At 48.0% G+C, this 22,394-nt stretch carries 18 protein-coding genes; 13 read left to right on the forward strand and 5 right to left on the reverse strand.

All coding sequences use genetic code 11. From position 1 onward, the window contains the following. Nucleotides 1-36 precede the first annotated feature (36 nt). Nucleotides 37-1,167 carry a glutamate 5-kinase gene (gene proB, locus ACOMG9_RS06610; protein ID WP_448216325.1) on the forward strand — a complete coding sequence of 377 codons (1,131 nt, stop codon included), beginning with the start codon at nucleotides 37-39 and terminating at the stop codon, nucleotides 1,165-1,167. Between the two features lie 86 nt (nucleotides 1,168-1,253). Here proB and ACOMG9_RS06615 read toward each other — a convergent pair whose 3' ends face one another. Further along, entirely contained in the window at nucleotides 1,254-2,465 is a 1,212-nt protein-coding gene (locus ACOMG9_RS06615) for a hypothetical protein (protein ID WP_448216326.1), read from the reverse strand. Nucleotides 2,466-2,608: 143 nt separating this feature from the next. Continuing rightward, nucleotides 2,609-2,875: a 30S ribosomal protein S20 gene (gene rpsT, locus ACOMG9_RS06620; RefSeq protein WP_317142656.1), complete on the reverse strand. Its 267-nt coding sequence runs from the start codon at nucleotides 2,873-2,875 to the stop codon at nucleotides 2,609-2,611. Nucleotides 2,876-3,163: 288 nt separating this feature from the next. Here rpsT and murJ point away from each other — a divergent pair, with 288 nt between their 5' ends. From murJ to ACOMG9_RS06680, 12 genes are all read left to right on the forward strand, one after another. Further along, entirely contained in the window at nucleotides 3,164-4,747 is a 1,584-nt protein-coding gene (gene murJ / locus ACOMG9_RS06625; protein ID WP_448216327.1) for a murein biosynthesis integral membrane protein MurJ, read from the forward strand. Between the two features lie 180 nt (nucleotides 4,748-4,927). After that, complete coding sequence (gene ribF, locus ACOMG9_RS06630; RefSeq protein ID WP_448216328.1) at nucleotides 4,928-5,851, forward strand: bifunctional riboflavin kinase/FAD synthetase; 924 nt, start codon at nucleotides 4,928-4,930, stop codon at nucleotides 5,849-5,851. A gap of 168 nt (nucleotides 5,852-6,019) precedes the next feature. Beyond that, on the forward strand, nucleotides 6,020-8,857 hold the full coding sequence (gene ileS, locus ACOMG9_RS06635) for an isoleucine--tRNA ligase (protein ID WP_494529976.1): 2,838 nt from the start codon (nucleotides 6,020-6,022) through the stop codon (nucleotides 8,855-8,857). Nucleotides 8,858-9,089: 232 nt separating this feature from the next. Then, nucleotides 9,090-9,584 carry a signal peptidase II gene (lspA, locus tag ACOMG9_RS06640; protein WP_448216330.1) on the forward strand — a complete coding sequence of 165 codons (495 nt, stop codon included), beginning with the start codon at nucleotides 9,090-9,092 and terminating at the stop codon, nucleotides 9,582-9,584. A 96-nt stretch (nucleotides 9,585-9,680) separates the two neighbouring features. Next, nucleotides 9,681-10,166, forward strand: a complete 486-nt coding sequence (locus ACOMG9_RS06645) for an FKBP-type peptidyl-prolyl cis-trans isomerase (RefSeq protein ID WP_448216331.1) — start codon at nucleotides 9,681-9,683, stop codon at nucleotides 10,164-10,166. Next, entirely contained in the window at nucleotides 10,163-11,107 is a 945-nt protein-coding gene (gene ispH / locus ACOMG9_RS06650; RefSeq protein ID WP_494529977.1) for a 4-hydroxy-3-methylbut-2-enyl diphosphate reductase, read from the forward strand. Before ACOMG9_RS06645 ends, ispH begins: the two co-directional genes overlap by 4 nt. A 162-nt stretch (nucleotides 11,108-11,269) precedes the next feature. Further along, the gene (locus ACOMG9_RS06655; RefSeq protein ID WP_422132936.1) at nucleotides 11,270-11,857 is read left to right on the forward strand and encodes an ANTAR domain-containing response regulator; all 588 of its coding nucleotides are present in this window, start codon (nucleotides 11,270-11,272) and stop codon (nucleotides 11,855-11,857) included. Nucleotides 11,858-12,308: 451 nt separating this feature from the next. Further along, nucleotides 12,309-13,652: a CmpA/NrtA family ABC transporter substrate-binding protein gene (locus ACOMG9_RS06660; protein WP_448218619.1), complete on the forward strand. Its 1,344-nt coding sequence runs from the start codon at nucleotides 12,309-12,311 to the stop codon at nucleotides 13,650-13,652. A gap of 151 nt (nucleotides 13,653-13,803) precedes the next feature. Next, nucleotides 13,804-14,802, forward strand: coding sequence for an ABC transporter permease (locus ACOMG9_RS06665; protein WP_422132937.1), 999 nt, complete (start codon nucleotides 13,804-13,806; stop codon nucleotides 14,800-14,802). An 18-nt stretch (nucleotides 14,803-14,820) separates the two neighbouring features. Then, nucleotides 14,821-15,690, forward strand: a complete 870-nt coding sequence (locus tag ACOMG9_RS06670; RefSeq protein WP_422132938.1) for an ABC transporter ATP-binding protein — start codon at nucleotides 14,821-14,823, stop codon at nucleotides 15,688-15,690. Between the two features lie 128 nt (nucleotides 15,691-15,818). Further along, nucleotides 15,819-17,030: an alginate export family protein gene (locus ACOMG9_RS06675; protein WP_494529978.1), complete on the forward strand. Its 1,212-nt coding sequence runs from the start codon at nucleotides 15,819-15,821 to the stop codon at nucleotides 17,028-17,030. Nucleotides 17,031-17,338: 308 nt separating this feature from the next. Continuing rightward, nucleotides 17,339-18,199 (forward strand): D-hexose-6-phosphate mutarotase, encoded by an 861-nt coding sequence (locus ACOMG9_RS06680; RefSeq protein ID WP_494529979.1) that lies wholly within the window; start codon nucleotides 17,339-17,341, stop codon nucleotides 18,197-18,199. Nucleotides 18,200-18,247: 48 nt separating this feature from the next. On the opposite strand, the gene ACOMG9_RS06685 is transcribed toward ACOMG9_RS06680, so the two are convergent. Genes ACOMG9_RS06685 through ACOMG9_RS06695 form a run of 3 tightly spaced genes read right to left on the reverse strand, consistent with a single transcriptional unit; the run spans nucleotide 18,248 to nucleotide 22,391 of the window. Beyond that, entirely contained in the window at nucleotides 18,248-18,658 is a 411-nt protein-coding gene (locus tag ACOMG9_RS06685; protein ID WP_448216335.1) for a type IV pilin protein, read from the reverse strand. A gap of 13 nt (nucleotides 18,659-18,671) precedes the next feature. Continuing rightward, nucleotides 18,672-21,803 (reverse strand): hypothetical protein, encoded by a 3,132-nt coding sequence (locus ACOMG9_RS06690; RefSeq protein ID WP_494529980.1) that lies wholly within the window; start codon nucleotides 21,801-21,803, stop codon nucleotides 18,672-18,674. Between the two features lie 27 nt (nucleotides 21,804-21,830). Beyond that, a complete protein-coding gene (locus tag ACOMG9_RS06695; RefSeq protein WP_494529981.1) occupies nucleotides 21,831-22,391 on the reverse strand; it encodes a hypothetical protein in 561 nt (186 codons plus the stop codon). Nucleotides 22,392-22,394 lie beyond the last annotated feature (3 nt).

The following is a 22,394-nucleotide window of genomic DNA, read 5'->3' on the forward strand; positions in this document are numbered from 1 at the left end:
CAGAAGGCAGTGCAGAGGAGAGTGCAGGAGAGCAACATGAGTGAGCGTAGCAGGCTGAAAACAGCCCGACGCTGGGTGGTCAAAATAGGTAGCGCCCTGTTAACGGATGAAGGGCGTGGTCTGGCTATTGATCAGATAGATGGTTGGGTCGATGAGTTGTGCGAACTGCGTAAGCAAGGTGTTGAGCTGGTTCTGGTGTCATCCGGAGCTGTCGCGGCTGGCATGGAAAAGCTTGGACAAAAGGAGCGACCGACCGCTCTGAACGAGCTTCAGGCTGCGGCTGCCGTGGGGCAAACGCGACTCGTTCAAACCTGGGAGAGCAGCTTTCAGAGGCATGGTATCCAGCCGGCTCAGGTGTTACTGACCCATGCGGACCACAGCAATCGTCAACGCTATCTGAATGCTCGCAGCGCCTTGAGAACACTGCTTGATATGGATGTGGTTCCCGTCGTTAATGAGAACGATACCGTTGTGACCGATGAGATTCGCTTTGGTGATAACGATACTCTCGGTGCTTTGGTGGCCAACCTGGTGGAGGCTGATGTCCTGGTGATTCTGACGGATCAGGAGGGTTTGTATACTGCTGATCCTCGTAAAGACCCCGGGGCGAGACTGGTGAGTGAGGCCAGGGCCTTTGATTCGTCCCTGGATGTTATGGCAGGTGGTTGCAGTGGTCGTTTGGGGCGCGGTGGTATGCAAACCAAGCTTCGGGCGGCTCGTCAGGCGGCGGCATCTGGTGCGGCAACGGTTATTGTGGGCGGCAAGATTGAGAGTGTCATCCGTCGCCTGTTTGAACAGGAAGCTTTGGGGACCTTGCTCACTCCGGATCATGAGCGATTGGCTGCTCGCAAGCAGTGGTTGCAGGGGCACATGAAGACCTCAGGAAAGCTGGTTCTGGATGCGGGTGCCGTTGATGTGCTTAAAAACCAGGGCAAAAGTCTTCTTGCCGTGGGGGTAAAGGCTGTAGAAGGTCACTTCCTTCGGGGCGAGATGGTGGCCTGCATTGATGAGTCGGGTCAGGAAGTGGCCCGTGGCTTGATCAATTACGGGGCTGATGATGCCCGGAAGATCATGGGCAAACCCAGTCACCAGATTGGTGAGTTGTTAGGTTATTCAGGTGAGCCCGAGCTTTTGCATCGAGATAATATGGTGCTTGCTGGGCATTGAGTCAGGTATGGGATCAGATCGCAACTCATTGAGGTATTCGTCTTTATGATCTGATCCCGGTTTCATGGACACCGGTATAATTATTGTCAATCCTGTTTCTTTTTCCACAAAAAGGATGCTGCTCTTCCCAGATGCCCACCAAGCCAGGCGGTTTTTCGAGCAATAAATCCTGAATGTTTGGCGGCCCAGTGAATCATGAAAAAATTAGTGGCGACAAATTTCTTGCCGTAGTAAGGCCAGTTTCTGGCGCTGATGGCGCTGTAATTTTTATCGTATTTGAAAATAGGGATGCAATCTTCCAGCGGGTAGCCTGTTATGCTTTCGAAGATGATGTTAAACGCTGCCTGACCAAATGAAACGCCCAGTGCCTGTGTTGTGCCCATGCTCAGATATTTGGCCGCTGCCAATTTGATAGCGCTGAATGTAAATGCAGTGGCTGCAACCTGCTGGGTCAGAATAGCCCATGAGGTTGTTGCCACCGTGTTATAATCTGCCTCCGAAGCACGTAGCTTCTCATACTCTTCTTTAACTGCCTCTGCGGAATAACCATTGGTGTCCCACTCATCTTGAAACTCGCCCCCTTTGTTTTGTTGAAAGAGCAGACCTGCCTGGGCGGCAATGCCGGCGGTATTCAGCGCCAGAATGGTGAGTGAATTCCAGATGCCTGTTTGCTGGAACGAAATTCCCAGGCCGAGTGCCAGGATGTAGTAAATGGTGTATTCAGAAGCACCACTTGCGGCGAATACCAGAGGTGGAAGCAGGAGAAGCGTGCCGCTATTTCTGTTCATATAATCACTGATTCCAGCGTTAGGTATGCCGGAATCTTTTTGATAGAGAGCCTGAGCCTTTCCGGGTTCCATCAGGATCTCTTTTGAATTCTCCGGGGAGACGGTGCGGTAATAAAACTCATGATCCCCTTTGCGGAATAAGTTGGACGACTTTTCAGTCTTCGCAACAGCGTCCGCGATCTTCCGGAAGGCTTCCTGATCGTTGTCGTTTGCAGCAGGCTGGCTGCCAATTTTGACTTTCTCCATGATTTTTGAAATTTCGCCGGTGCAAACGACCTTGGGATGCAAAGGGTGGTCGGATATCGTCTTTTGCACGAGTGCGGCAGCCTCGACGGGATTTATTTTGTAGTCAAATCTGGCTATCCCCATCTCGGTAATTAAATCGGTCGTTGTGCCTTTGGGGGCACAGAGCACCAGAGTGATTTCCGGAGGTAGGGCTGGCGTCGCGTAAGAGAACGTTGCTGCCAGGCTGGTGAAAGCGAGTAAGATTAACGAATAAAAATGCCGCATGGTTAAGGTCCTCGTTGAGAGGGGGTAGGAAGAAATAATGCGGAAGTATAGTTGTGAATTTTAAGTTTCAATTTGTAAAGGCATAAAAAAAGCCGGTGAAAACCGGCCTTTTTGTTATGCCCTTGCTATGCAAGGGCTGGCAATTATGCAGACAGAGCTTTGATCTGTGCATTCAGGCGGCTCTTGTGGCGAGCAGCCTTGTTTTTGTGGATGATGCCTTTGTCGGCCATGCGGTCGATCACTGGAACAGCCGCAGTGTATTCAGTTTTAGCCAGTTCAACGTCTTTGGCTTCGATGGCGCGAACTACTTTTTTGATGGAAGTGCGAACCATGGAGCGCAGGGAAGCATTGTGAGTACGACGCTTCTCAGCCTGACGGGCGCGCTTCTTGGCGGATGGAGAGTTAGCCATTTGTGGTGCTCCTAAGAATCTTAATTAACCATTTGCACTGTTTTTAAACAGGGCTGCTTCGGGCACCCTGTTGGGAGTATGGTGTTTGCCGCGTCACAAATGAATCCCCCGGGCAAGGGTCTCACCAGTGCCATACCCATACAGTCAAGTCGCGGAATCATGCCTATTTGGACAAGGGTTGTCAATAAGGCTTCCTGGCGCTATGGCGTGCAAACCCGAATGGTGAGGCTGTTAATAACTTTGACAACTCAGTACTATTATCGGTTTTTGATCGTTTGAGCGACCTGAATGTCCACAGAAAACTTATCAGACAGTCCTCAGAAGAGTGAAGCTGAGGATAAAACACCCAGTTTGCTGAGGTCGAGCCTGGTCGTGGGCATAATGACCATGCTTTCCCGGATTTTGGGGTTGGCCAGAGATGTGGTTATTGCTGGGTATTTTGGTTCCACATCGTCAGCAGATGCGTTTTTTGTTGCCTTCAAGATTCCAAATTTTCTTCGTCGACTGTTTGCTGAGGGGGCTTTCTCCCAGGCATTTGTGCCGGTGTTGTCAGAGTATCGTACTAAACGCAGCTTTGATGAGGTACGCTATCTGATCAGTCGGGTCAGTGGCACTCTGGCAGGTTTGCTGCTGTTGGTGACCCTGGTCTGCATGTTGGCCTCTCCCCTGTTAATCCGCCTGTTTGCTCCGGGTTTTATGGATTATCCCGAAAAACTGTTGTTGGCTCAGGAGATGTTGAGGATTACCTTTCCCTATCTTCTGTTGATCTCGCTGACGGCTCTGGCGGGCTCCATTCTGAATAGTTACAACCGCTTTGCAGTACCTGCGTTTACCCCGGTTCTGCTGAATCTCAGCATGATTGGCTCTACTGTATTGCTGTCGCAATGGTTTGATGAGCCTGTCATGGCTCTGGCCTGGGGTGTGGTGATTGCCGGCGTGTCACAGTTGTTATTGCAAATTCCTTTTTTATTGCAGATTCGCTTGCTGCCAGCTCCCGGTTGGGGACATAAGCATGAGGGTGTAAGGCGTATCATGAAACTGATGATTCCAGCGTTGTTTGGGGTGTCTGTCAGTCAGGTCAACTTATTACTGGATACGGTGCTGGCGTCTTTTCTGGAAACCGGGAGTGTCTCCTGGCTTTATTACTCAGACCGTTTGTCTGAACTGCCGCTGGGTGTTTTCGGTATTGCTATTGCCACAGTGATTCTTCCAAGCCTCTCTCGCAAGCATGCTGATGACCACGGAGATCAGTTTTCCAAAACCCTGGACTGGGCAATTCGTCTTGTCCTGTTGATTGGCGTTCCGGCGGGCATTGCGCTGTTCATTCTGTCAGAGCCTCTGTTGGCAACATTGTTCGACTACGGTGAGATGCAGAACCGGGACGTTATTATGGCGGGTATGAGTCTTCGGGCTTATTCCCTTGGATTGATTGCTTTTATGCTGATCAAGGTGCTTGCACCCGGCTACTTTGCCCGTCAGGACACCAAAACTCCGGTCAAGATTGCCATCATTGCGATGGTGGCCAATATGGCTTTTAATCTGATGTTGGTTTTCTGGCTTAAACATGCGGGTCTGGCTCTGGCTACTACCCTGTCTGCTTTCCTGAATGCCGGACTATTGTTCTGGGGGTTAAAGCGTTCCGGTGTATTCACTCCTGAATCGGGGTGGTGGTTGTTCTGCGGGCGACTGATCTTTGCCAATCTCGCAATGGCGGTGCTACTGCTCTGGATGGCGGGTGACGCTGCCTGGTGGCTGGATGCAACGCTCTGGCAGCGAGTGTTTGAAATGGCGAAAGTGGTTGCTGCCGGGCTTGCTGTTTACGCAACGGCCTTACTGGTTGTCGGTTTGCGCCCTGTTCACTTCAGGCATTAATGAGCAGTGTCTGGCGGGCAGTTTTTTACTGTCTGTCAGGCTTCCTTTCAGTACTTTTCCGGGCGACAGATTCAACCCGGGAAAAAAGAGCGGTGATTTGATGAACATGGCTCTTAAGTACAAAACGCTCCTGAGATATAATCCCTGCCTTTGCCAGCCTAACAGAGAATAGACCGCCTAATGCAGTTGATTCGCGGAATGCACAATATCAGACCGGAGCATCGCGCCTGTGTTGCGACTATTGGTAATTTTGATGGTGTTCATCTTGGACACCGGACTATCCTGGAGACACTGCGGCAGCAGGCTTTCGAGTTGGATGTCAGGATTTGTGTGATCACTTTTGAACCTCAGCCCCGGGAATATTTTCAGGGCGATCAGGCACCGGCAAGACTGACTAACCTGAGAGAGAAACTGACACTTCTGGAAGAAGCCGGTGTAGATCAGGTACTGTGCCTGCCTTTCAATCAGAAACTGCAAAACCTGACACCGGATGATTTTGTTATGAAGGTGCTGGTGGATGGACTGGATATACGCTATCTGATAGTGGGAGATGATTTCCGTTACGGATTGAAGCGGCAGGGAAATTTTGCGCACCTGAGAAAGATGGGCGATCAATTCGGGTTTGAGGTGTGCGACACCCGAACGGTATCTATGGATATGGACCGTATCAGCAGTACCCGGATTCGTGAGCAGTTGGCGAGTGTGAGTCTGGATGCGGCAGAGAAATTGTTAGGACGTCCCTTCACCATGATGGGGCGTGTTACAAAAGGCCAGCAGTTGGGCAGGCAGTTGGGCTTTCCAACTGCGAATATACGTGTCTGCAGGCGGACACTGCCTATACAGGGAGTGTTTGCAGTCAGGGCATGGTTCGATGGCCGAAGCTATGATGCGCTGGCTAACCTGGGTGTCAGGCCAACCGTGAATGCCACCCGTGCCATGCTGGAAGTGCACCTTCTGGACTATCAGGGTGACCTGTATGGCCACACCCTGCGGGTAGAATTTATCAAGAAAATCCGCAGTGAGAAAAAGTTTGAATCGCTGGATGCTCTCAAGGCAGCGATTGCTGATGATGTGGAAGCCGCAAGAAGCTTCTTTCATCAATGAGCCGGATTCAAAAAAGCTGTTTCACGAATACTCAGAAAAACAGCTTGTGAGAAGATTGCTGAGAAACATCGTCTGGAACTTCCGGGCGGGTTTCTTGAAACAGTTTGGGATGACGAGCTTTGGGCCTGTTTGTCTGGCCCGCAAGACGTGTGATGATGAGATCCAACTATGACCGACTATAAGCATACATTGAACTTGCCGGAGACTGATTTCCCAATGCGTGGAAATCTGGCCAAGCGTGAGCCTGAAATGCTCAAGCGCTGGTACGACGAAGCGCTTTACGAAGAGATTCGCAAGGTGTCCGAAGGTCGTGACAAGTTCATTCTGCATGATGGCCCTCCTTATGCCAATGGCGACATCCATATCGGTCACGCGGTCAATAAAATCATTAAGGACATGATCATCAAGTCCAAAACCCTGAGCGGTTTTGATGCTCCCTACGTGCCGGGTTGGGACTGCCACGGCCTGCCGATTGAACATAAAGTGGAAGGCATGTTGGGCAAGGCGGGCGATAAGGTTGATTTTAAAACCTTCCGTGCCAAGTGCCGGGAGTATGCCGCCAAGCAGGTCAATGGTCAGCGTGAAGATTTCAAACGCATGGGCATCCTGGGTAGCTGGGATAAGCCTTACCTGACCATGGACTTCCAGACCGAAGCCGACATTATCCGGGCCTTGGGTAAAATAGCCGACAACGGTCATCTGGTGAAAGGTTATAAGCCTGTTTATTGGAGTGTGGTTGGGGGGTCTGCATTGGCTGAGGCTGAAGTGGAATACCAGGAAAAAACCTCTACCCAGGTTGATGTGCGTTACGCCGCTCTGGACGAAGCTGATCTACTGTCTGCTTTTGATTTTGACAATGATGGCAAAGGTAATGAGCAGGGTGAAGGCGAAGTAGCCGTTGTTATCTGGACCACAACGCCATGGACTCTGCCATCCTCCCAGGCAGTAACACTGGGTGCAGAATTGGGTTATGCACTGATTCAGTGTCAGGTCAACGGTCAGCCTGCACGACTGATTCTGGGCGAACAGTTGGTTGAGTCTGCCATGCAACGCTACGGTATTGAAGACTACACTATCATTGCCCGTAGTCTGGGAGCCCGGCTTGAAGGCAAAAAAGTAGCCCATCCATTCTATCATCGTGAAATCCCTCTGATTCTGGGTGATCATGTCACCACCGACGCCGGTACCGGTTCTGTACATACTGCACCTGACCATGGTGTCGATGACTTTAACGTTGGTAAAAAGTACGGCATTGGCACACTGAACTATCTGGATGATGCCGGTCTCTATCGCAGTCATGTTGAACGTTTTGCCGGAGAGCATGTTTACAAGGTTGATCCAAAGGTTGTTGAAACGTTAGAAGAAAATGGTCGTCTTTTGGCTCAGGCCAAAATGGTGCACAGCTATCCACACTGCTGGAGAACCAAAACGCCCCTGATTTTCCGTGCTACACCGCAATGGTTTATCAGTATGGAAAAAGAAGGCCTGCTAAACACAGCCATGAAATCTCTGGATAATGTCAGGTTCACTCCAGACTGGGGTCGTAACCGTATGGAGTCCATGCTGGGCCAGAGCCCTGACTGGTGTATCTCTCGTCAGCGTACCTGGGGTGTGCCCATTGCTCTGTTTATTCACAAGGAAACCGAAGAGCTGCATCCTGATACCTCTGCACTCATTGAAAAAGTGGCCTTGAAAGTCGAGCAGAAAGGTATGGATGCCTGGTTTGATCTGGAGCCTGCTGATCTGTTATCAGCAGAAGATGCTGAGCAGTATGTGAAGGTGACAGACACTCTGGATGTATGGTTTGACTCCGGTGTCACCCACTACTCTGTGTTGGATCGTCGCGAAGGTTTGCAGTCCCCTGCAGATATCTACGTAGAAGGATCTGACCAGCACCGTGGCTGGTTTCAGTCTTCCCTGAAGACCGGCATTGCTACTAAAGGTGTGCCACCCTACAAGCAGCTTCTGACCCATGGCTTCACGGTGGATGCCAATGGTCGCAAGATGTCCAAGTCTTTGGGCAATGTTATCGCTCCCCAGAAGGTATTCAAGTCACTGGGTGCAGATATTTTACGTCTCTGGGTGTCTGCAACAGACTACACCGCAGAAATGACCGTGTCTGATGAAATCCTCAAGCGCACGGCAGACAGCTATCGTCGTATTCGTAATACGGCTCGTTTCCTGCTGTCTAACCTAAACGGCTTCAACCCTGAAACCGACAGTGTAGCCTGGGATGATATGCTGTCTCTTGATCGCTGGGCCGTTGACCGTGCCATGGGTCTGCAGAAGGAAGTCATTGACGCCTATGACAGCTATAACTTCCTTAATGTTTACCAGAAAGTTCATAATTTCTGCTCTCTGGATTTGGGTGGTTTCTATCTGGACATCATCAAGGATCGTCAGTATACAACCCGGTCAGATAGTCTGGCGCGTCGCAGCTGTCAGACGGCTATGTTCCATATTGTTGAAGCCTTTGCCCGGTGGATTGCTCCCATCACCAGCTTTACGGCCGATGAGATCTGGCAGTCTATTCCTGGCTCGCGCAGCAAGTCTGTTCTGCTGGAAACCTGGTATGAAGACCTGAAAAGCCTGGAAGGTGATGAATTGGGTGCAGATTACTGGAACTCTGTCATGGCCGTAAAACACGCCGTCAATAAGGCGCTTGAAGATGCTCGTAAAGAAAGTGTGATCGGTGGCGGATTGGAAGCAGAAGTGACCTTGTTTGCCAGTGATGAGCTGTTGGAAACGCTGGGCAAACTAGGCGATGAACTGCGCTTTGTCCTGATTACTTCCAAGGCTGAACTCAAGCCTCTGCCTGAAGCTGTGAAGGCTGTGGATACCGAAGTTGAGGGTTTGAAGGTTGCTGTTCGCAAGTCAGTGCATGAGAAGTGTGATCGTTGCTGGCACCGTCGTGAAGACGTTGGCACTATTGAAGCACACACTTCACTCTGCGGGCGTTGTGTTGAAAATGTTGACGGTGAAGGTGAGGCCAGAAGGTTTGCCTGATTGATCGTCATGAATCAGAAATGCCCGATAGCGTTCGGGCATTTTTTTCATTCACTGGTGCTCTATTTTTTGACTGCATGAACAGTCAGACGGACAAGGAAAAGTCACCTTCTCCGGTTATAGACATAGAGCTTTATCTTCTATTTCGGTTTGTAACCATATCGACATTTATACGACTCGGCATAAGATTTAACTGGGACTCACTAAAACAGATTAAAAGGGCCTCAACAGTATGAGAAAAAAATCATGGGGAATGCTCCACTGGTTGTGGATAAGTGGAGTGGTTCTGATTCTGGATCAGGTGGTCAAGCATCGCATTGTGGACAGCTTATACCTTTATGAGCAGGTGCCTGTCATTCCTTCCTTTTTCTCGCTGACTCTGGCCTATAATACTGGCGCCGCATTCAGTTTTCTGAGTGATCAGGGTGGCTGGCAACGGTGGCTTTTTGTGGGGGTAGCATCCGTCGTCAGCCTGATGTTGGTCGTCTGGCTTGCCCGAATGAAGAGAGAAGAAAGTTGGCAGGCCTGCTCAATGGCTCTGATACTGGGAGGTGCACTGGGCAATCTTTATGATCGAGTCATGAATGGTTACGTGGTGGATTTTCTGCTGGTGTATCATGACGGTTGGTATTTCCCGTCCTTCAACCTGGCGGATATGGCCATAACCTCCGGTGCAGCCATGTTGGTTCTGGATATCTTCCGGCCTCAGCATAACAGTCATAGCTGAGATTATGCTGGACTATGGGGCGCCTGGAGTCTTTAAGATGGCGGCAATCGTTGTCTGTGTATGAATGGATTTTTCGAAAGCGGGTATAGAAAAACAATGTCTGATGTTGTGGTAGGACCGGGAAGGCAGGTAACACTGCACTTTGCCCTGAAACTGGAAGACGGGCAGGTGGTAGACAGTAATTTTGATGGCCAGCCTGCTACATTTGTCGTGGGGGATGGGAACCTGCCTCAGGGTTTTGAGCAGGTGATTTATGGCTTGTCCGAGGGTGACCAGGGCAGCTTCAGAATCCCACCCGTCGGTGCTTTTGGTATGCCAAATCCCGAGAACATCAGGGAGTTTACCAGAGACACATTCTCTGATGATATGGAGTTGCAGGTAGGTTTAGTCGTTTCTTTTGCTGATGCCGCCAACTCTGAGCTGGCTGGCGTCATCACCGGTTTGACAGAGAGCCATGTTGAAGTGGACTTTAATCATCCACTGGCGGGTAAAGAACTGTTGTTTGAAGTGAAGGTTCTGAATATCACTCAAGCGATTCATACACCAGAAACTCATACACCAGACAAGAGCGCAGAGGCATGAAAATCAGGCTGGCAAATCCCCGGGGATTCTGTGCAGGCGTTGACCGGGCTATCGACATCGTAAACCGGGCTCTGGATGTTTTTGAGCCTCCTGTTTATGTGCGTCACGAAGTCGTTCACAACAAGTTTGTGGTAGAAAACCTCAAACAGCGTGGTGCCATATTTGTCGAGGAGCTCCATCAGATACCGGATGATTCTATTGTTATTTTCAGTGCTCACGGTGTCTCCAAAGCGGTCGAAGCAGAGGCTGCGCGTCGTGGTTTGAAAGTCTTTGATGCCTCTTGTCCTCTGGTCAAAAAAGTCCATATGGAAGTTGTGCGTTACTCCCGGGATAGTATGGAGTGTATTCTGATTGGTCACGATGGACACCCTGAGGTGGAAGGTACCATGGGTCAGTACGACGACTCTAAAGGCGGGAAGATGTACCTCGTTGAAACAGAAGACGATGTTCGGAAACTGATAGTGAAAGATCCGAAACATCTTGCTTATGTTACACAGACGACACTGTCTATGGATGATACCGCCAGGGTGATTGATGCACTGAGGGTCAAGTTCCCTGAAATTAATGGGCCGCGCAAAGACGATATCTGCTACGCCACTCAAAATCGTCAAGATGCCGTGAGGGCTCTGGCATCCGAATGCGATGCAGTCTTTGTGGTAGGTTCGGTGAACAGTTCTAACTCCAACCGCCTTAGAGAATTAGCCGAAAGAACAGGCGCATCAGCTTATCTTGTTGACGGAGCCCAGGATATTCAGCCTGAATGGTTGGAAGGCAAACAGAGTCTGGGCATTACCGCAGGCGCTTCAGCCCCTGAAGTGCTGGTAAAAGGTGTCATCAATCGGTTGATTGAATTAGGCGCCGAAGAGCCCGAAGAACTGGAAGGGGAACAAGAGAATATTGTTTTTAGCATGCCCAAAGAGCTCCGGATGGTAGAAGTCTGACACATCCAATTGGTCAGGCATCAGGCATTTGCATCGATTTCGTTTCCGGAACAGCTGGCTGGTTCTGAATGCTAAACCCGTTCCTCAATGCTCTGGTACAGCCCTTGCTTAAAAATAGCCTGTGAATAGTTATCTTTTCAGGGATATAGAGTGTTACAGGCTATGGATTCAGTGTTGTTGATTGGAGACCGTTCGGCTCGACTGTCTGTTTTAAACCAGGCACTGAATGAGTTTGGCTACCAAGTCATTAAACGACAGGGGCAGAATGAGGACCTGCTGACCCTTGTGCCCGACCTCTCGCCCGATATTCTGGTGATTGGTCTGGATAAGCCTGCCCCCTCACTTCTGGAAAAGCTGGCTCTGATCAACAAGACCTCTCCACTCCCTGTCGTAATGTTTGTAGAGCAAACCACTGACAACATCGTCCAGCAAGCCACACGATCCGGCGTTAATGCCTATATCGTGGCTGATCTGCAGCCTCAGCGCCTCAAAACCATTATTGATGTGGCCGTTGCCCGTTTTCAGGAATACCAGTCATTGAAAGATGAGCTGGAGCGGACCCGGAGTCGTCTGGAAGATCGAAAGTTACTGGACAAGGCCAAGGGGTTGCTGATGTCCAGACAGGGGATCAGTGAAGACCGGGCTTATAAAAAGTTAAGAAAGATGGCTATGGATAACGGTAAAACTCTGGCAGCTGTGGCCAGAAATGTTATTGATGTTTTCAACATGCTGGAAGAAAAAGCGTCATGATCGGAAGATTGCTCGTTGTTGGTGCGCAATTTCAGTGTCGTGCACCAAACCGAAATAACAATGAAACAAAATTGAAAAAAGATCAGAGTTAGAGGCCGAAATTAGTTGGCACGAAGAATGCTTTAACTCAGCTACAACAATAAAAAATGTTTCTGCCAAGGGCGGCAGGAGCAGGCATTCGCAACAAAGACGTTGTGAAAGAGAGCAAAGGCGCTCATCGCTATCCGGAAAAATTTCCAGGTAGCGGTGGGCGCCTTTTTTTTTACATGGATGTACCGAACCCCTGAAATGCGTGATGACAAGGTGATGGAGCGATGTATGAGCCAGAGCCGAAAAGGCATTTCAGGGGGCGGTGCAGAATAATAAATCTTTAGGTAGCAGGGCAGTGAGCTATCAGTAGAGATATTTGGAGTGACAAATGAAGTGGTTCAGACCCTTTAAGTCGGTGGCAATGAGTGCCCTGATTAGCGTCAGTGGTCTTGTGTCAATGCAGGTAAATGCCGAGTTGGGTTATCCAGAAAAAGAAGAACTGAGGTTTGGTTTTATCAAACTGACGGACATGGCACCTATAGCCATTGCGTACGAAAAAGGCTACTTCGAAGATGAAGGCTTGTACGTCACCATAGAAGCTCAGGCAAACTGGAAAGTATTGCTCGATGGCGTCATCGATGGACGGCTCGATGGCGCGCACATGCTGGCCGGTCAGCCTATTGCTGCGACCATGGGTTATGGTACAAAAGCGGAAATCATCACTCCGTTTTCCATGGATCTGAACGGTAATGGTATCACTGTTTCCAATGAAATCTGGAAACAGATGAAACCGAATATTCCCAAACGGGCAGACGGCAAGCCTCAGCATCCTATCAAGGCGGATGCTCTGAAACCCGTTGTTGAAAAGTACAAAGACGACGGCAAACCATTCAACATGGGTATGGTCTTCCCGGTCTCCACACACAACTATGAATTAAGATATTGGTTGGCAGCGGGTGGCATTCACCCCGGATATTATGCTCCGCACAAGGGGGATACCTCAGGTCAGATTAATGCTGACGCACTGCTATCGGTGACTCCGCCACCTCAGATGCCAGCCACTATGGAGGCGGGTACTATCTATGGTTACTGTGTAGGTGAGCCCTGGAACCAGCAGGCTGTCTTCAAAAACATCGGTGTTCCTGTTGTAACGGATTACGAAATCTGGAAAGACAATCCGGAAAAAGTGTTCGGTATTACCAAAGCCTTTGCCGAAAAATATCCCAACACCACTATTCGTCTGACTCGCGCACTGATCCGTGCTGCCAAATGGCTGGATGAAAACAACAACGCCAACCGTCCTGAGGCTGTGAAAATACTTTCCCAGTCCAATTATGTAGGTGCTGACTACGACGTGATTGCCAACAGCATGACCGGTACTTTCGAATATGAGAAAGGTGACAAACGTGAAGTACCTGATTTCAACGTCTTCTTCCGTTACAACGCTACTTATCCCTACTACTCTGATGCGATCTGGTATCTGACCCAGATGCGTCGCTGGGGACAGATTTCTGAAGATAAACCCGATTCATGGTACGTCGACATTGCCAAGAAAGTTTATCGCCCGGATATCTATGAAGCAGCTGCCAGGTCCCTGATCGAAGACAAATTGGCCAAGGTTAGCGACTTCCCGAACTTTGCAGAAGAAGACGGGTTCAGAAATCCACAGACCCACTTTATTGACGGCATCGTCTACAACGGCAAGAAGCCTAATGAGTACATCAACAAGTTCAGTATTGGTCTGAAGCAGGGCGACAAGATTTGATTTTGTTGTGAATGGATCAGCCTTGTGGTTGATCCATTCAAGCTCGGGCTGATGATTTTGAAAATACAGCCCCATCACGATTTGTGCACTGTTTTATGTTCTGGGATGGGCTGAATTTTCCGCTCAAGGCTGTTTGGGGGAGAGAACCAACATGACAACTGAAACTGCGTTGGCCAATAACAATACTAACAAGCCAATTATTTCTGAAAATCTTAAAACAACAATAATAATAACTTTTAAAACCCTGTTGATTCCTTTTGCCGGCATCCTGGTCTTTCTGATGATTTGGTCAGGGGTCGCCAGCAAAATTGATACATCACTGGGCCAATTTCCCGGACCCTCGGCAGTCTGGGAGCAAATGGGGTCGCTCTATGAAGAACACAGCGCCGAACGATTCAAAGAGCAGGCCTTCTATGAGCGACAAGAGAAGCGTATCGAAGCCAGACTGGCCAAGGACCCGGATTACGTACCCAAAATTCGTGCCTACACCGGTAAAGAAACGTTTCTGGACCAGATCTTCACCAGCCTTATCACTGTGCTGAGTGGATTTGTCCTGGCAGCAGTCATCGCCATACCCCTGGGGATTGCCATAGGACTGAATAAAACCCTGAATGCGGCAGTGAATCCTGTTATTCAGATTTTTAAACCGGTTTCTCCCCTGGCTTGGCTACCTTTGGTGACCATGGTCGTCAGTGCTGTGTATGTCAGTCCTGACCCTTTGGTAGCCAAGTCCTTTTTAAATTCCATGATTACCGTCACGCTCTGTTGTCTGTGGCCCATGGTAATCAACACTTCAGTGGGCGTTTCTTCCATTGAGAAGGATCTGGTGAATGTCAGCCGTGTGCTGAGACTGCCAGCCCTGAAGCATGTGCAGAAAATTGTTCTGCCCGCTTCCATACCGATGATTTTCACCGGTATGAGATTGTCGTTAGGGGTTGCCTGGATGGTTCTGATCGCTGCGGAAATGTTGGCTCAGAACCCCGGTCTTGGAAAGTTCGTCTGGGATGAGTTCCAGAATGGCAGCTCCAACTCTCTGGCCCGGATTATGGTGGCCGTTATCGTCATCGGGTTTATCGGTTTTCTGCTGGATCGCACCATGCTTCAGCTGCAGCGCTTTGTCTCCTGGGACAAGGCCGGCATAGTCAGTTAATTCACGGAGGTGACGGACATGAACTCTCAAAAAGCAGCGGGCACTCTATTAGATATAAGCCACATCGACATGGTGTTTGATACACCAAAAGGACCTTTCACGGCACTCAAAGGCGTGGACCTGAAGATCAGTAAAGGAGAATTTGTTTCGCTGATTGGTCATTCGGGGTGTGGTAAGTCAACCGTATTGAACATTGTTGCCGGGCTTTACCAGGCCACTACCGGGGGTGTAGTCCTTAACGGTAAGGAGGTCAGGGAACCGGGACCGGAAAGAGCCGTGGTGTTCCAGAATCATTCTCTGCTGCCCTGGCTGACAGCCTATCAGAACGTTGAACTGGCGGTTAAGCAGGTATTTGGACGCTCAAAAAGCAAGTCTGAAACAAAAGAATGGATAGAGCACAACCTGGAATTGGTGCACATGGAGCATGCCATGCACAAGCGACCTGATGAAATTTCCGGAGGTATGAAGCAGCGTGTCGGCATTGCCAGGGCACTCTCCATGCAGCCGGAAATTTTGTTGATGGATGAACCCTTCGGTGCTCTTGATGCCCTGACCCGGGCTCATATGCAGGACTCTTTGATGGAGATCCAGCAGGAGCTGAATAACACCGTCATCATGATTACCCATGATGTGGATGAAGCCGTACTGCTCTCGGATCGTATCGTCATGATGACCAATGGGCCAGAAGCCACTATTGGCGAAATTCTTGACATCAATCTGGAACGTCCCAGAGATCGTCTGGCTCTGGCAGAAGACCTTGAGTATACCCGCCTGCGCTCTGAAGTATTGAAGTTCCTCTATGAGAAACAGCGCAAGGTGGAAAACATCAGCAAGCATAAAAAGAAAAAAGAAGCTTCCAGCAGTAAGGAAAGCTTTCAGGCCGCGTAGTATCCGGGGGGATATAACGCAGCTCAATCAACAATAACAACAATAAATCAGCAATGAGCGAGAAAAATAATTTTTTGTCGTCCATGCGATAAAAGGCTTTTCACAACAAAAAAACGGAGTTTAAGTCCTTGAAACACACAAAGGTAACATTACTGGCAGCGGCTATTGCGGGGGCAGCTGCTGTCTCAACAACTCAGGTTCAGGCTGACGAATTTATAGAAGCGCTTACCGGCGGAGAGGCGTATGGTGACTTCAGGCTCAGATACGAGACTGTTGATCAGGACAATATTAAGAAAGATGCTAAAGCACTGACCCTTCGCTCTCGACTGGGATACAAGACAGGGGATTACTATGGTTTCTCTGGCCTTTTGGAATTTGAAGATTCAAGGTCTATAGCGGGTATCGATGATTACAATGATAAGGTTGGCAATGGTGGTGATTACTCTGTGATTGCTGATCCGGAAGTGACCGAAGTCGATCAGGCATTTATTCAATATAAAATGGAAGGGCTGACAGCCAAGCTCGGTAGGCAGGTTATCGCCTATGATAATCAACGTTTTGTGGGACATGTGGGCTGGCGACAGGACCGACAAACCTTCAATGCATTTAGCGCTGATTATATGCCTGTTGAAGGATTGTCACTGAAATATGCCTACATCAACAAGCGCAACCGGATTTTTGCAGAAGAACAAGATCTGAGATCTAAGGATCATCTGCTCAACGCTTCTTATGCAACCCCCATAGGCAAACTTACCAGTTATGCATACTTGCTTGACTGGGAAGAAAGTAATACTGACAAGATGCTGGATACCTACGGCGTGCGACTCTCAGGTTCCGCAGATGTCAGCGACCTGAAACTCCTCTACACCGGAGAGTTTGCCACTCAGGAGTCCGAATCAGGCTCAAATAAACACAATGCCAATTTCTACTTTGTCGAGGGTGGAGTAGTAATATTCGGTATTACAACAAAAGTGGGCTATGAAGTACTGGGCTCCGATGGTGGCGATTATGGCTTCTCGACACCACTGGCTACTGCTCATAAGTTCAATGGTTGGACGGATCAGTTCCTAGGCACTCCTGAGGAGGGTCTTAAAGATCTTTATGCCTCGGTAGGCGGCAAGCTCTTTGGTGGCAAGTGGTCGGTTACCTATCACGATTTTAGTGCTGATGACGATAGCTCCGGTATTGAAGATCTGGGCAAAGAGATCGATCTGGTCTATAGCAAGAAATTTGCGAAGCACTATAACGCAGGTGTGAAATATGCTACCTATACAGCAGGTGATGATACTGAGATGGTAGACACCGATAAACTCTGGTTGTGGGTGGGTTTAACTTTCTGATAACAACGAAAAGGGAAGCCTGAGCTTCCCTTTCATAAAATAGTTATTGATCCCATATTCAATCCAGCCTATCGGATGTCCAAAATACGATATTTATCGTCTACCTACCCAATTCTCTATCTGAAGTTTTGATACTCTTTCATAGTCTTGTAAATTTTTGGTTGCCACAATAAGTCCAGACTGACCTCATACCCTGCTATCAGTGCATCTGCAGGAATAGATGCAGGTGCATGTGTCGATGAGGTATCTGGTCATGTCACAGAAATGTGGGTCTGTTATTCTGATGTTACAACTCAGGAAGTTTTGCTATGACTTTTCAAACGAATTCTGCTTTCAAACCCAGAATGATAGGCGCTGTGCCTGTTCTTGAAATCGACAACCCTTTTGCCAAAGCTATGATTTCCCTGCAGGGAGGGCAGGTTTTAAGTTATCAGCCAAAAGGTCAGGAGAAGGTCCTCTGGATGAGCCCATTGGCAGACATGCTTGAGGGAAAAGCGATTCGTGGTGGCGTGCCCGTTTGCTGGCCATGGTTTGGTCCTCGACAGGAAGGAGGCCCCAATCACGGTTTTGCCCGTACAGAGCTTTGGAAATTTGAGTTGACTGACACGCTGGAGACTGGCGAGACTCGAGTTGTTTTGTCATTACCCATTGACAGTATTCCGGAATGGGATGGTAAAGCAGGCCTGACTATAGAGATTATTGTTGGCAAAACACTAAGAATCAGTCTGACCACGAGAAACACTGGAGCAGGAAAAGTTGAAATCAGTCAGGCGTTGCATACTTATTTCACCGTATCAAACACGGACCTGATCTGGATTGAAGGACTGGATGGCAAGCGTTACCTGGATGAGACCGACGACAGCAGAGCCTGCATTCAGGAAGGGGATGTGATCATTCAGGGTGAAGTCGACAGAACCTATATTGATGATAGCGAAGCCTGCATCCTTCACGATCCTGGTTTGGGAAGAAAAATCACCATCAAAAAATCCGGCAGCAACGGCACAGTCGTCTGGAACCCGGGACCTGTTCGGGCAGAAAAAATGCATGATGTGCCTACTTTTGATTATAAGTCTATGGTTTGTGTGGAAACGATAACGTTGCCCCAGGTTTCTGTTGGGCTGGAACCGGGGGGGAGTCATGTTATGGTGGCTGAGATTTTTGTGGGGTGATTGTTTTTTTTGGAATGGAGCCCTCAGGTTTAGAGGGCTTTTTCAGAATTAGTTATCCCAGTTTGCGTTTCTTCTACCCAGTGAATCAAGCGTCAGGTTTCCATCAGCGGCCTGTGCACCTTGGGGTATGGCAGTCAGTGTGTATCCATTTTGACAGCCACCCACAGCACAGGCGGCAGAAACAGAATACCACCCATCCTCAGTCATAAATGGACTAGTGGCATGGCCAAGTGCCGTCATATCGGTTGTATAGACTTTATTGTCTAAAAAAAACTGCTCCTGTTGACCTGCTGCTTGCAACAAAGCCGTTTGACCTTCTGATCTTCTTCCATCGGTGAGAAAGGCTTGATAACTGGGAAATGCTATTGCAGCCAAAACGCCTACGATTGCAACTACAATCATAAGTTCTATTAGTGTAAAGCCATTATATCTGTTCATTGTATTTTGATTATTGATCATAGTGAGTGCTTCTTTACTGCTGCTCTACCCAACCGTAACGGTATAATCCTATTTCGCTTGGGATACCATTATATCCGGTATTTAAGTCAACAAGATTTTTTCCGGCACCCGGTGAAAAGATAGTGGCATCACCGGGTGTACCGATGACGGATAAGGCTGTTTTTCTGACCCAGCTATCATCTTCTTGTCGGATTGCACTGGCAGTGTGTAAATTTAGAACATAAAAATAACTACTCCCTACACCAGGAGTACAAATATTAGCTCCGGGATTGCTGGATGGTGAGTAGGTACTGAATAGAAGCTGTCCTCCATACACTTGTCCCGTTGTTGTTGTTTTCTCTCCAGTAGATTCAAGCTGAATATACCAACCATAGGAGCCTGCCAGTTGACTCAGAGCCTCCTGCTGCTCAATAGCTGTGCCTGTCTGAATGGTATTGGCTGTTGCATTATACAAATCGGAATGCCTTATTGTTGCTGGAGGCGTGGTGCACCCATTGCAGTCTCCGGACTTGTAGTAACGATAAAACAGGTTTTTATCTCTGAGAACATAATAGTTATCAAGATTTGTTTCTGTAAGTGGGTTGGCACGGTTACCAGTTCCAAGAACGACAGCATCATAGGCTGTGCCTCTATGAACAGTTCTAACTATCTCAGGCTGATACATAAACCTCTTGTCATCAGTTGAATCGGGTGAAGGCTTAAAGCTCGAGGCATCAGCTCCCAGCTCTGCAAATTTAAAGATTGACCAGATCGCCAGTTCATCACCCTCATCATTGTAGTCTTTTCCGATATCAATTCGGAAAACATTCCCTCCTGAATCAGGTACATAAACCCTGTCAACCAGACCATCACCATTGCTGTCGAGGACTGCGGGTGGGGAAGGTACACTCCATTTTAAATCACTGTATTCAAAACGGGTTGCGTCGTTGTCATTGGTATCATCTGTATCGGGTGCAGTGAACGACTTTATAAGGCTGCCGGTTGCAGCATCAACAAAGTAAATGCCACGACCTCTGGTTGAGTAATAGCGTTCATATCTGGTCTCACCATTTGAGTCGACAATTTCCTCTCCTGTGCGATCATCATCTTTACCGTTAATTTCGTCACCGTCGTATCCTGCGCCAATAGCTAATGCGTATTTATAATATATGGTTTTTGCAGCTGTACTTCCGGAAACTGTCTCTTCCACGAATCGGTGGCCAGGTAAGATAACAGGTACTGGAGGTGCCCAGCTTTGGCCCATTTCTTCAAAGCCAGGGGTTGAATTATCAATTCTCCACAAGAGTATTGGAGGGGCTTCCGGGTCAGTCACATCAATAGCATAGTAACTTGTACCTCCTCGCCTCATGCCAAAGAACAGGATCATTCGGTCTTTGTCAGTTTTCTTGATGCTACCGTCGTTGTTTACATCAAGACGCAATAAACTTATCTGACCATCCAGTCCGTAAGGGTGAGGTACATCATCAAGATTTTCATAGAGTGACGGAACGATAGGAGCACTTTCTTTGGCAAAGAATGACCAATTTTCTCTGACAGTATTTCCTTGATCTTCTATAAAATGGAGCTGACCAAAGTTGGTACCAAACACTATTCGTATATCAGGATTGGTTTGTGTATAGGCATTGGTTCTCGCTCCATAGTTCAATGTTACAGGTCTGGAGTGGAGAATATCTCCTAATACCCACTCTCTGTTAGATCCACTGGCATCACTTCCACCCTTTAGCCAGCTTATCAGATTTTGCGCGCTATAGGTCTTGCCTGAAGCAATGTTAAAACTTGAAGCGGGAATGTTATCAAGAGAGCTAATTTGCTCGGAGCCATCGGAGTCAGCAATATTTGTATAGAATGTACCCCGGCTGGTGAGCAGTTGTTCACCCAGACCACCACTTTCCACCTGATCACCATCATTGATTGTTCCCCAGTAGGTAGAAGCGCCATCATCAATTTGACTGGAACCTTCTTTCAAAGCCTGATCACATCCACGATCAACGACAGTGCCCACGTCATAGTCATCGCCATTTCCACATCCGGGAGTTTCTGTCTGGGACTTGAAAACTTTCAGTTTTTTGATGTTACCCGTCCAGCGAGATGATTCTGAAGGCAGGAACATCGAATAATAGGCGTTATCAAGAGTTTCTGTTCTATTAAAGCTGTTAACAGCGACAGCGGGTGAAACAAATGTACTGCTTCGTTTCAAAATTTCTTTGATTGCTCCTTGAAAAGCCGAGGCTATATCATCAACGGCTATACAGCCAGATTCTGAGTCTGTATTACTTCCAACGGTAGTGTAACAAACACCATTGCCCTCTCTGGCAGTGTCATAGAGTAAGCTTTGGTCTGTAGCAAAACCAATAGTATAAGTGTAAGCTTTCTGACTACCTGTAGATGAGTTTCCGTCTAAGCCTGATTCTCCTGGATTGGCGAGATACTTTGCAAGTTTAGGTAAACAGTTCTCACGTTCGATTTCTTGATAATCTTTGTAGAAGCCACAGCTCTCGATTCGATCTGTCCCATTAATTCTTAAATTTTTTATAGCATTGTTTCTGGAACCATCCTTGGAAGGTTCGCCATCGGTCATATAGATAACATACAAATTCTGGCAGCTTCTGATAGGAGAAATGTAATTGCCGTTAGACTCCACTGAGGTATCTCTATTTGAAGAGGTTTGGCCAAAATAAATAGACCCTCCAGTAAGGTATCGATAAACCTCATAAAAAGTATCACAGAGTGGGGTCCATGTCTCAGGTTGAATGCTACCTACTGAATTGACCAAATTTTGAGTTTGGCTTGAATTACGTTCTCTTACACCACGAAATATGTTTCCACCATAGATATTATTAGAATATTCATTTGAATTAAAAACAGACAAACCAAAATCGATGTTTGGGTTATCTCTGATGAGTGACTGAATAGCATCTTTAGCCAGATCTATTTTTAATTTTGTTGTACCAGGAGCTTGATTGCCCATACTTCCTGAATTATCAAAAATGACAAGTACTTGGGGACGTTCATTATTATTTATGTTACCGCCAATAAAAATATCAGTGTCATCAGCACCAGCAGTGAAACTCAGCAGCAAAGAACTCAGGATTGAGATTTTTCTCACTATAAAAGATATGCACTTCTTGGTTTTAAAGAGGATCATACGTCTAATACTTTATTTTAATTTGACCTAGTTTGACTGAAAGTTGTCACCTACTGTGACAGTACGACCTTCATCAAGGCCAAATGTTGAGCCGCTTTGGTCGCCCAGTAATCCCTTATAGCTATTCATTGCAATCGAAGTTCGAATACCGGACTGCTCTCTTTCAGCTTCCAGACGATAATACTCAACCGAATAATTACCAACACCGCTGGCATCTTCTTTTCTGGGAGTGTTTGCTGTTGTTGTTAGATAATTAGCAGATGTATCAGAAGCAGTGTTGCAACGATGATTCTGGATTTCAGCACTGGTTGAACCCGCAGGCGCTTCCGTTGGATTATAGCTGTCTTTGGGGCTTTCCCCTGGGCACTGATTTGGTGTCAATTGATCCATACCTAGAGCGTTGACTTCATTCAATTCACCTTGAGCCTGATTAAAGGTCAGCGTTTTTATTTCCGCATTTGCCAGCTTTCTGGGTGACAGGTTCGAATAGTTTACAGAGGTGACAGCTACGGCAGTCAGCATAAGCAGAAATAAAAGTGAGGTAAGCAGAATCATACCTTTTTGCGACAATCGGTGACTTCTATTCATGGG

Source organism: Endozoicomonas sp. PH6C, assembly GCF_059322965.1.

What these genes read in the sequence shown, in the direction of transcription:
- proB (WP_448216325.1), top strand. Translation starts at nt 37, where the DNA reads ATGAGTGAGCGTAGCAGGCTGAAAACAGCCCGACGCTGGGTGGTCAAA.
- ACOMG9_RS06615 (WP_448216326.1), bottom strand. Translation starts at nt 2,465, where the DNA reads ATGCGGCATTTTTATTCGTTAATCTTACTCGCTTTCACCAGCCTGGCA.
- rpsT (WP_317142656.1), bottom strand. Translation starts at nt 2,875, where the DNA reads ATGGCTAACTCTCCATCCGCCAAGAAGCGCGCCCGTCAGGCTGAGAAG.
- murJ (WP_448216327.1), top strand. Translation starts at nt 3,164, where the DNA reads ATGTCCACAGAAAACTTATCAGACAGTCCTCAGAAGAGTGAAGCTGAG.
- ribF (WP_448216328.1), top strand. Translation starts at nt 4,928, where the DNA reads ATGCAGTTGATTCGCGGAATGCACAATATCAGACCGGAGCATCGCGCC.
- ileS (WP_494529976.1), top strand. Translation starts at nt 6,020, where the DNA reads ATGACCGACTATAAGCATACATTGAACTTGCCGGAGACTGATTTCCCA.
- lspA (WP_448216330.1), top strand. Translation starts at nt 9,090, where the DNA reads ATGAGAAAAAAATCATGGGGAATGCTCCACTGGTTGTGGATAAGTGGA.
- ACOMG9_RS06645 (WP_448216331.1), top strand. Translation starts at nt 9,681, where the DNA reads ATGTCTGATGTTGTGGTAGGACCGGGAAGGCAGGTAACACTGCACTTT.
- ispH (WP_494529977.1), top strand. Translation starts at nt 10,163, where the DNA reads ATGAAAATCAGGCTGGCAAATCCCCGGGGATTCTGTGCAGGCGTTGAC.
- ACOMG9_RS06655 (WP_422132936.1), top strand. Translation starts at nt 11,270, where the DNA reads ATGGATTCAGTGTTGTTGATTGGAGACCGTTCGGCTCGACTGTCTGTT.
- ACOMG9_RS06660 (WP_448218619.1), top strand. Translation starts at nt 12,309, where the DNA reads ATGAGTGCCCTGATTAGCGTCAGTGGTCTTGTGTCAATGCAGGTAAAT.
- ACOMG9_RS06665 (WP_422132937.1), top strand. Translation starts at nt 13,804, where the DNA reads ATGACAACTGAAACTGCGTTGGCCAATAACAATACTAACAAGCCAATT.
- ACOMG9_RS06670 (WP_422132938.1), top strand. Translation starts at nt 14,821, where the DNA reads ATGAACTCTCAAAAAGCAGCGGGCACTCTATTAGATATAAGCCACATC.
- ACOMG9_RS06680 (WP_494529979.1), top strand. Translation starts at nt 17,339, where the DNA reads ATGACTTTTCAAACGAATTCTGCTTTCAAACCCAGAATGATAGGCGCT.
- ACOMG9_RS06685 (WP_448216335.1), bottom strand. Translation starts at nt 18,658, where the DNA reads ATGATCAATAATCAAAATACAATGAACAGATATAATGGCTTTACACTA.
- ACOMG9_RS06690 (WP_494529980.1), bottom strand. Translation starts at nt 21,803, where the DNA reads ATGATCCTCTTTAAAACCAAGAAGTGCATATCTTTTATAGTGAGAAAA.
- ACOMG9_RS06695 (WP_494529981.1), bottom strand. Translation starts at nt 22,391, where the DNA reads ATGAATAGAAGTCACCGATTGTCGCAAAAAGGTATGATTCTGCTTACC.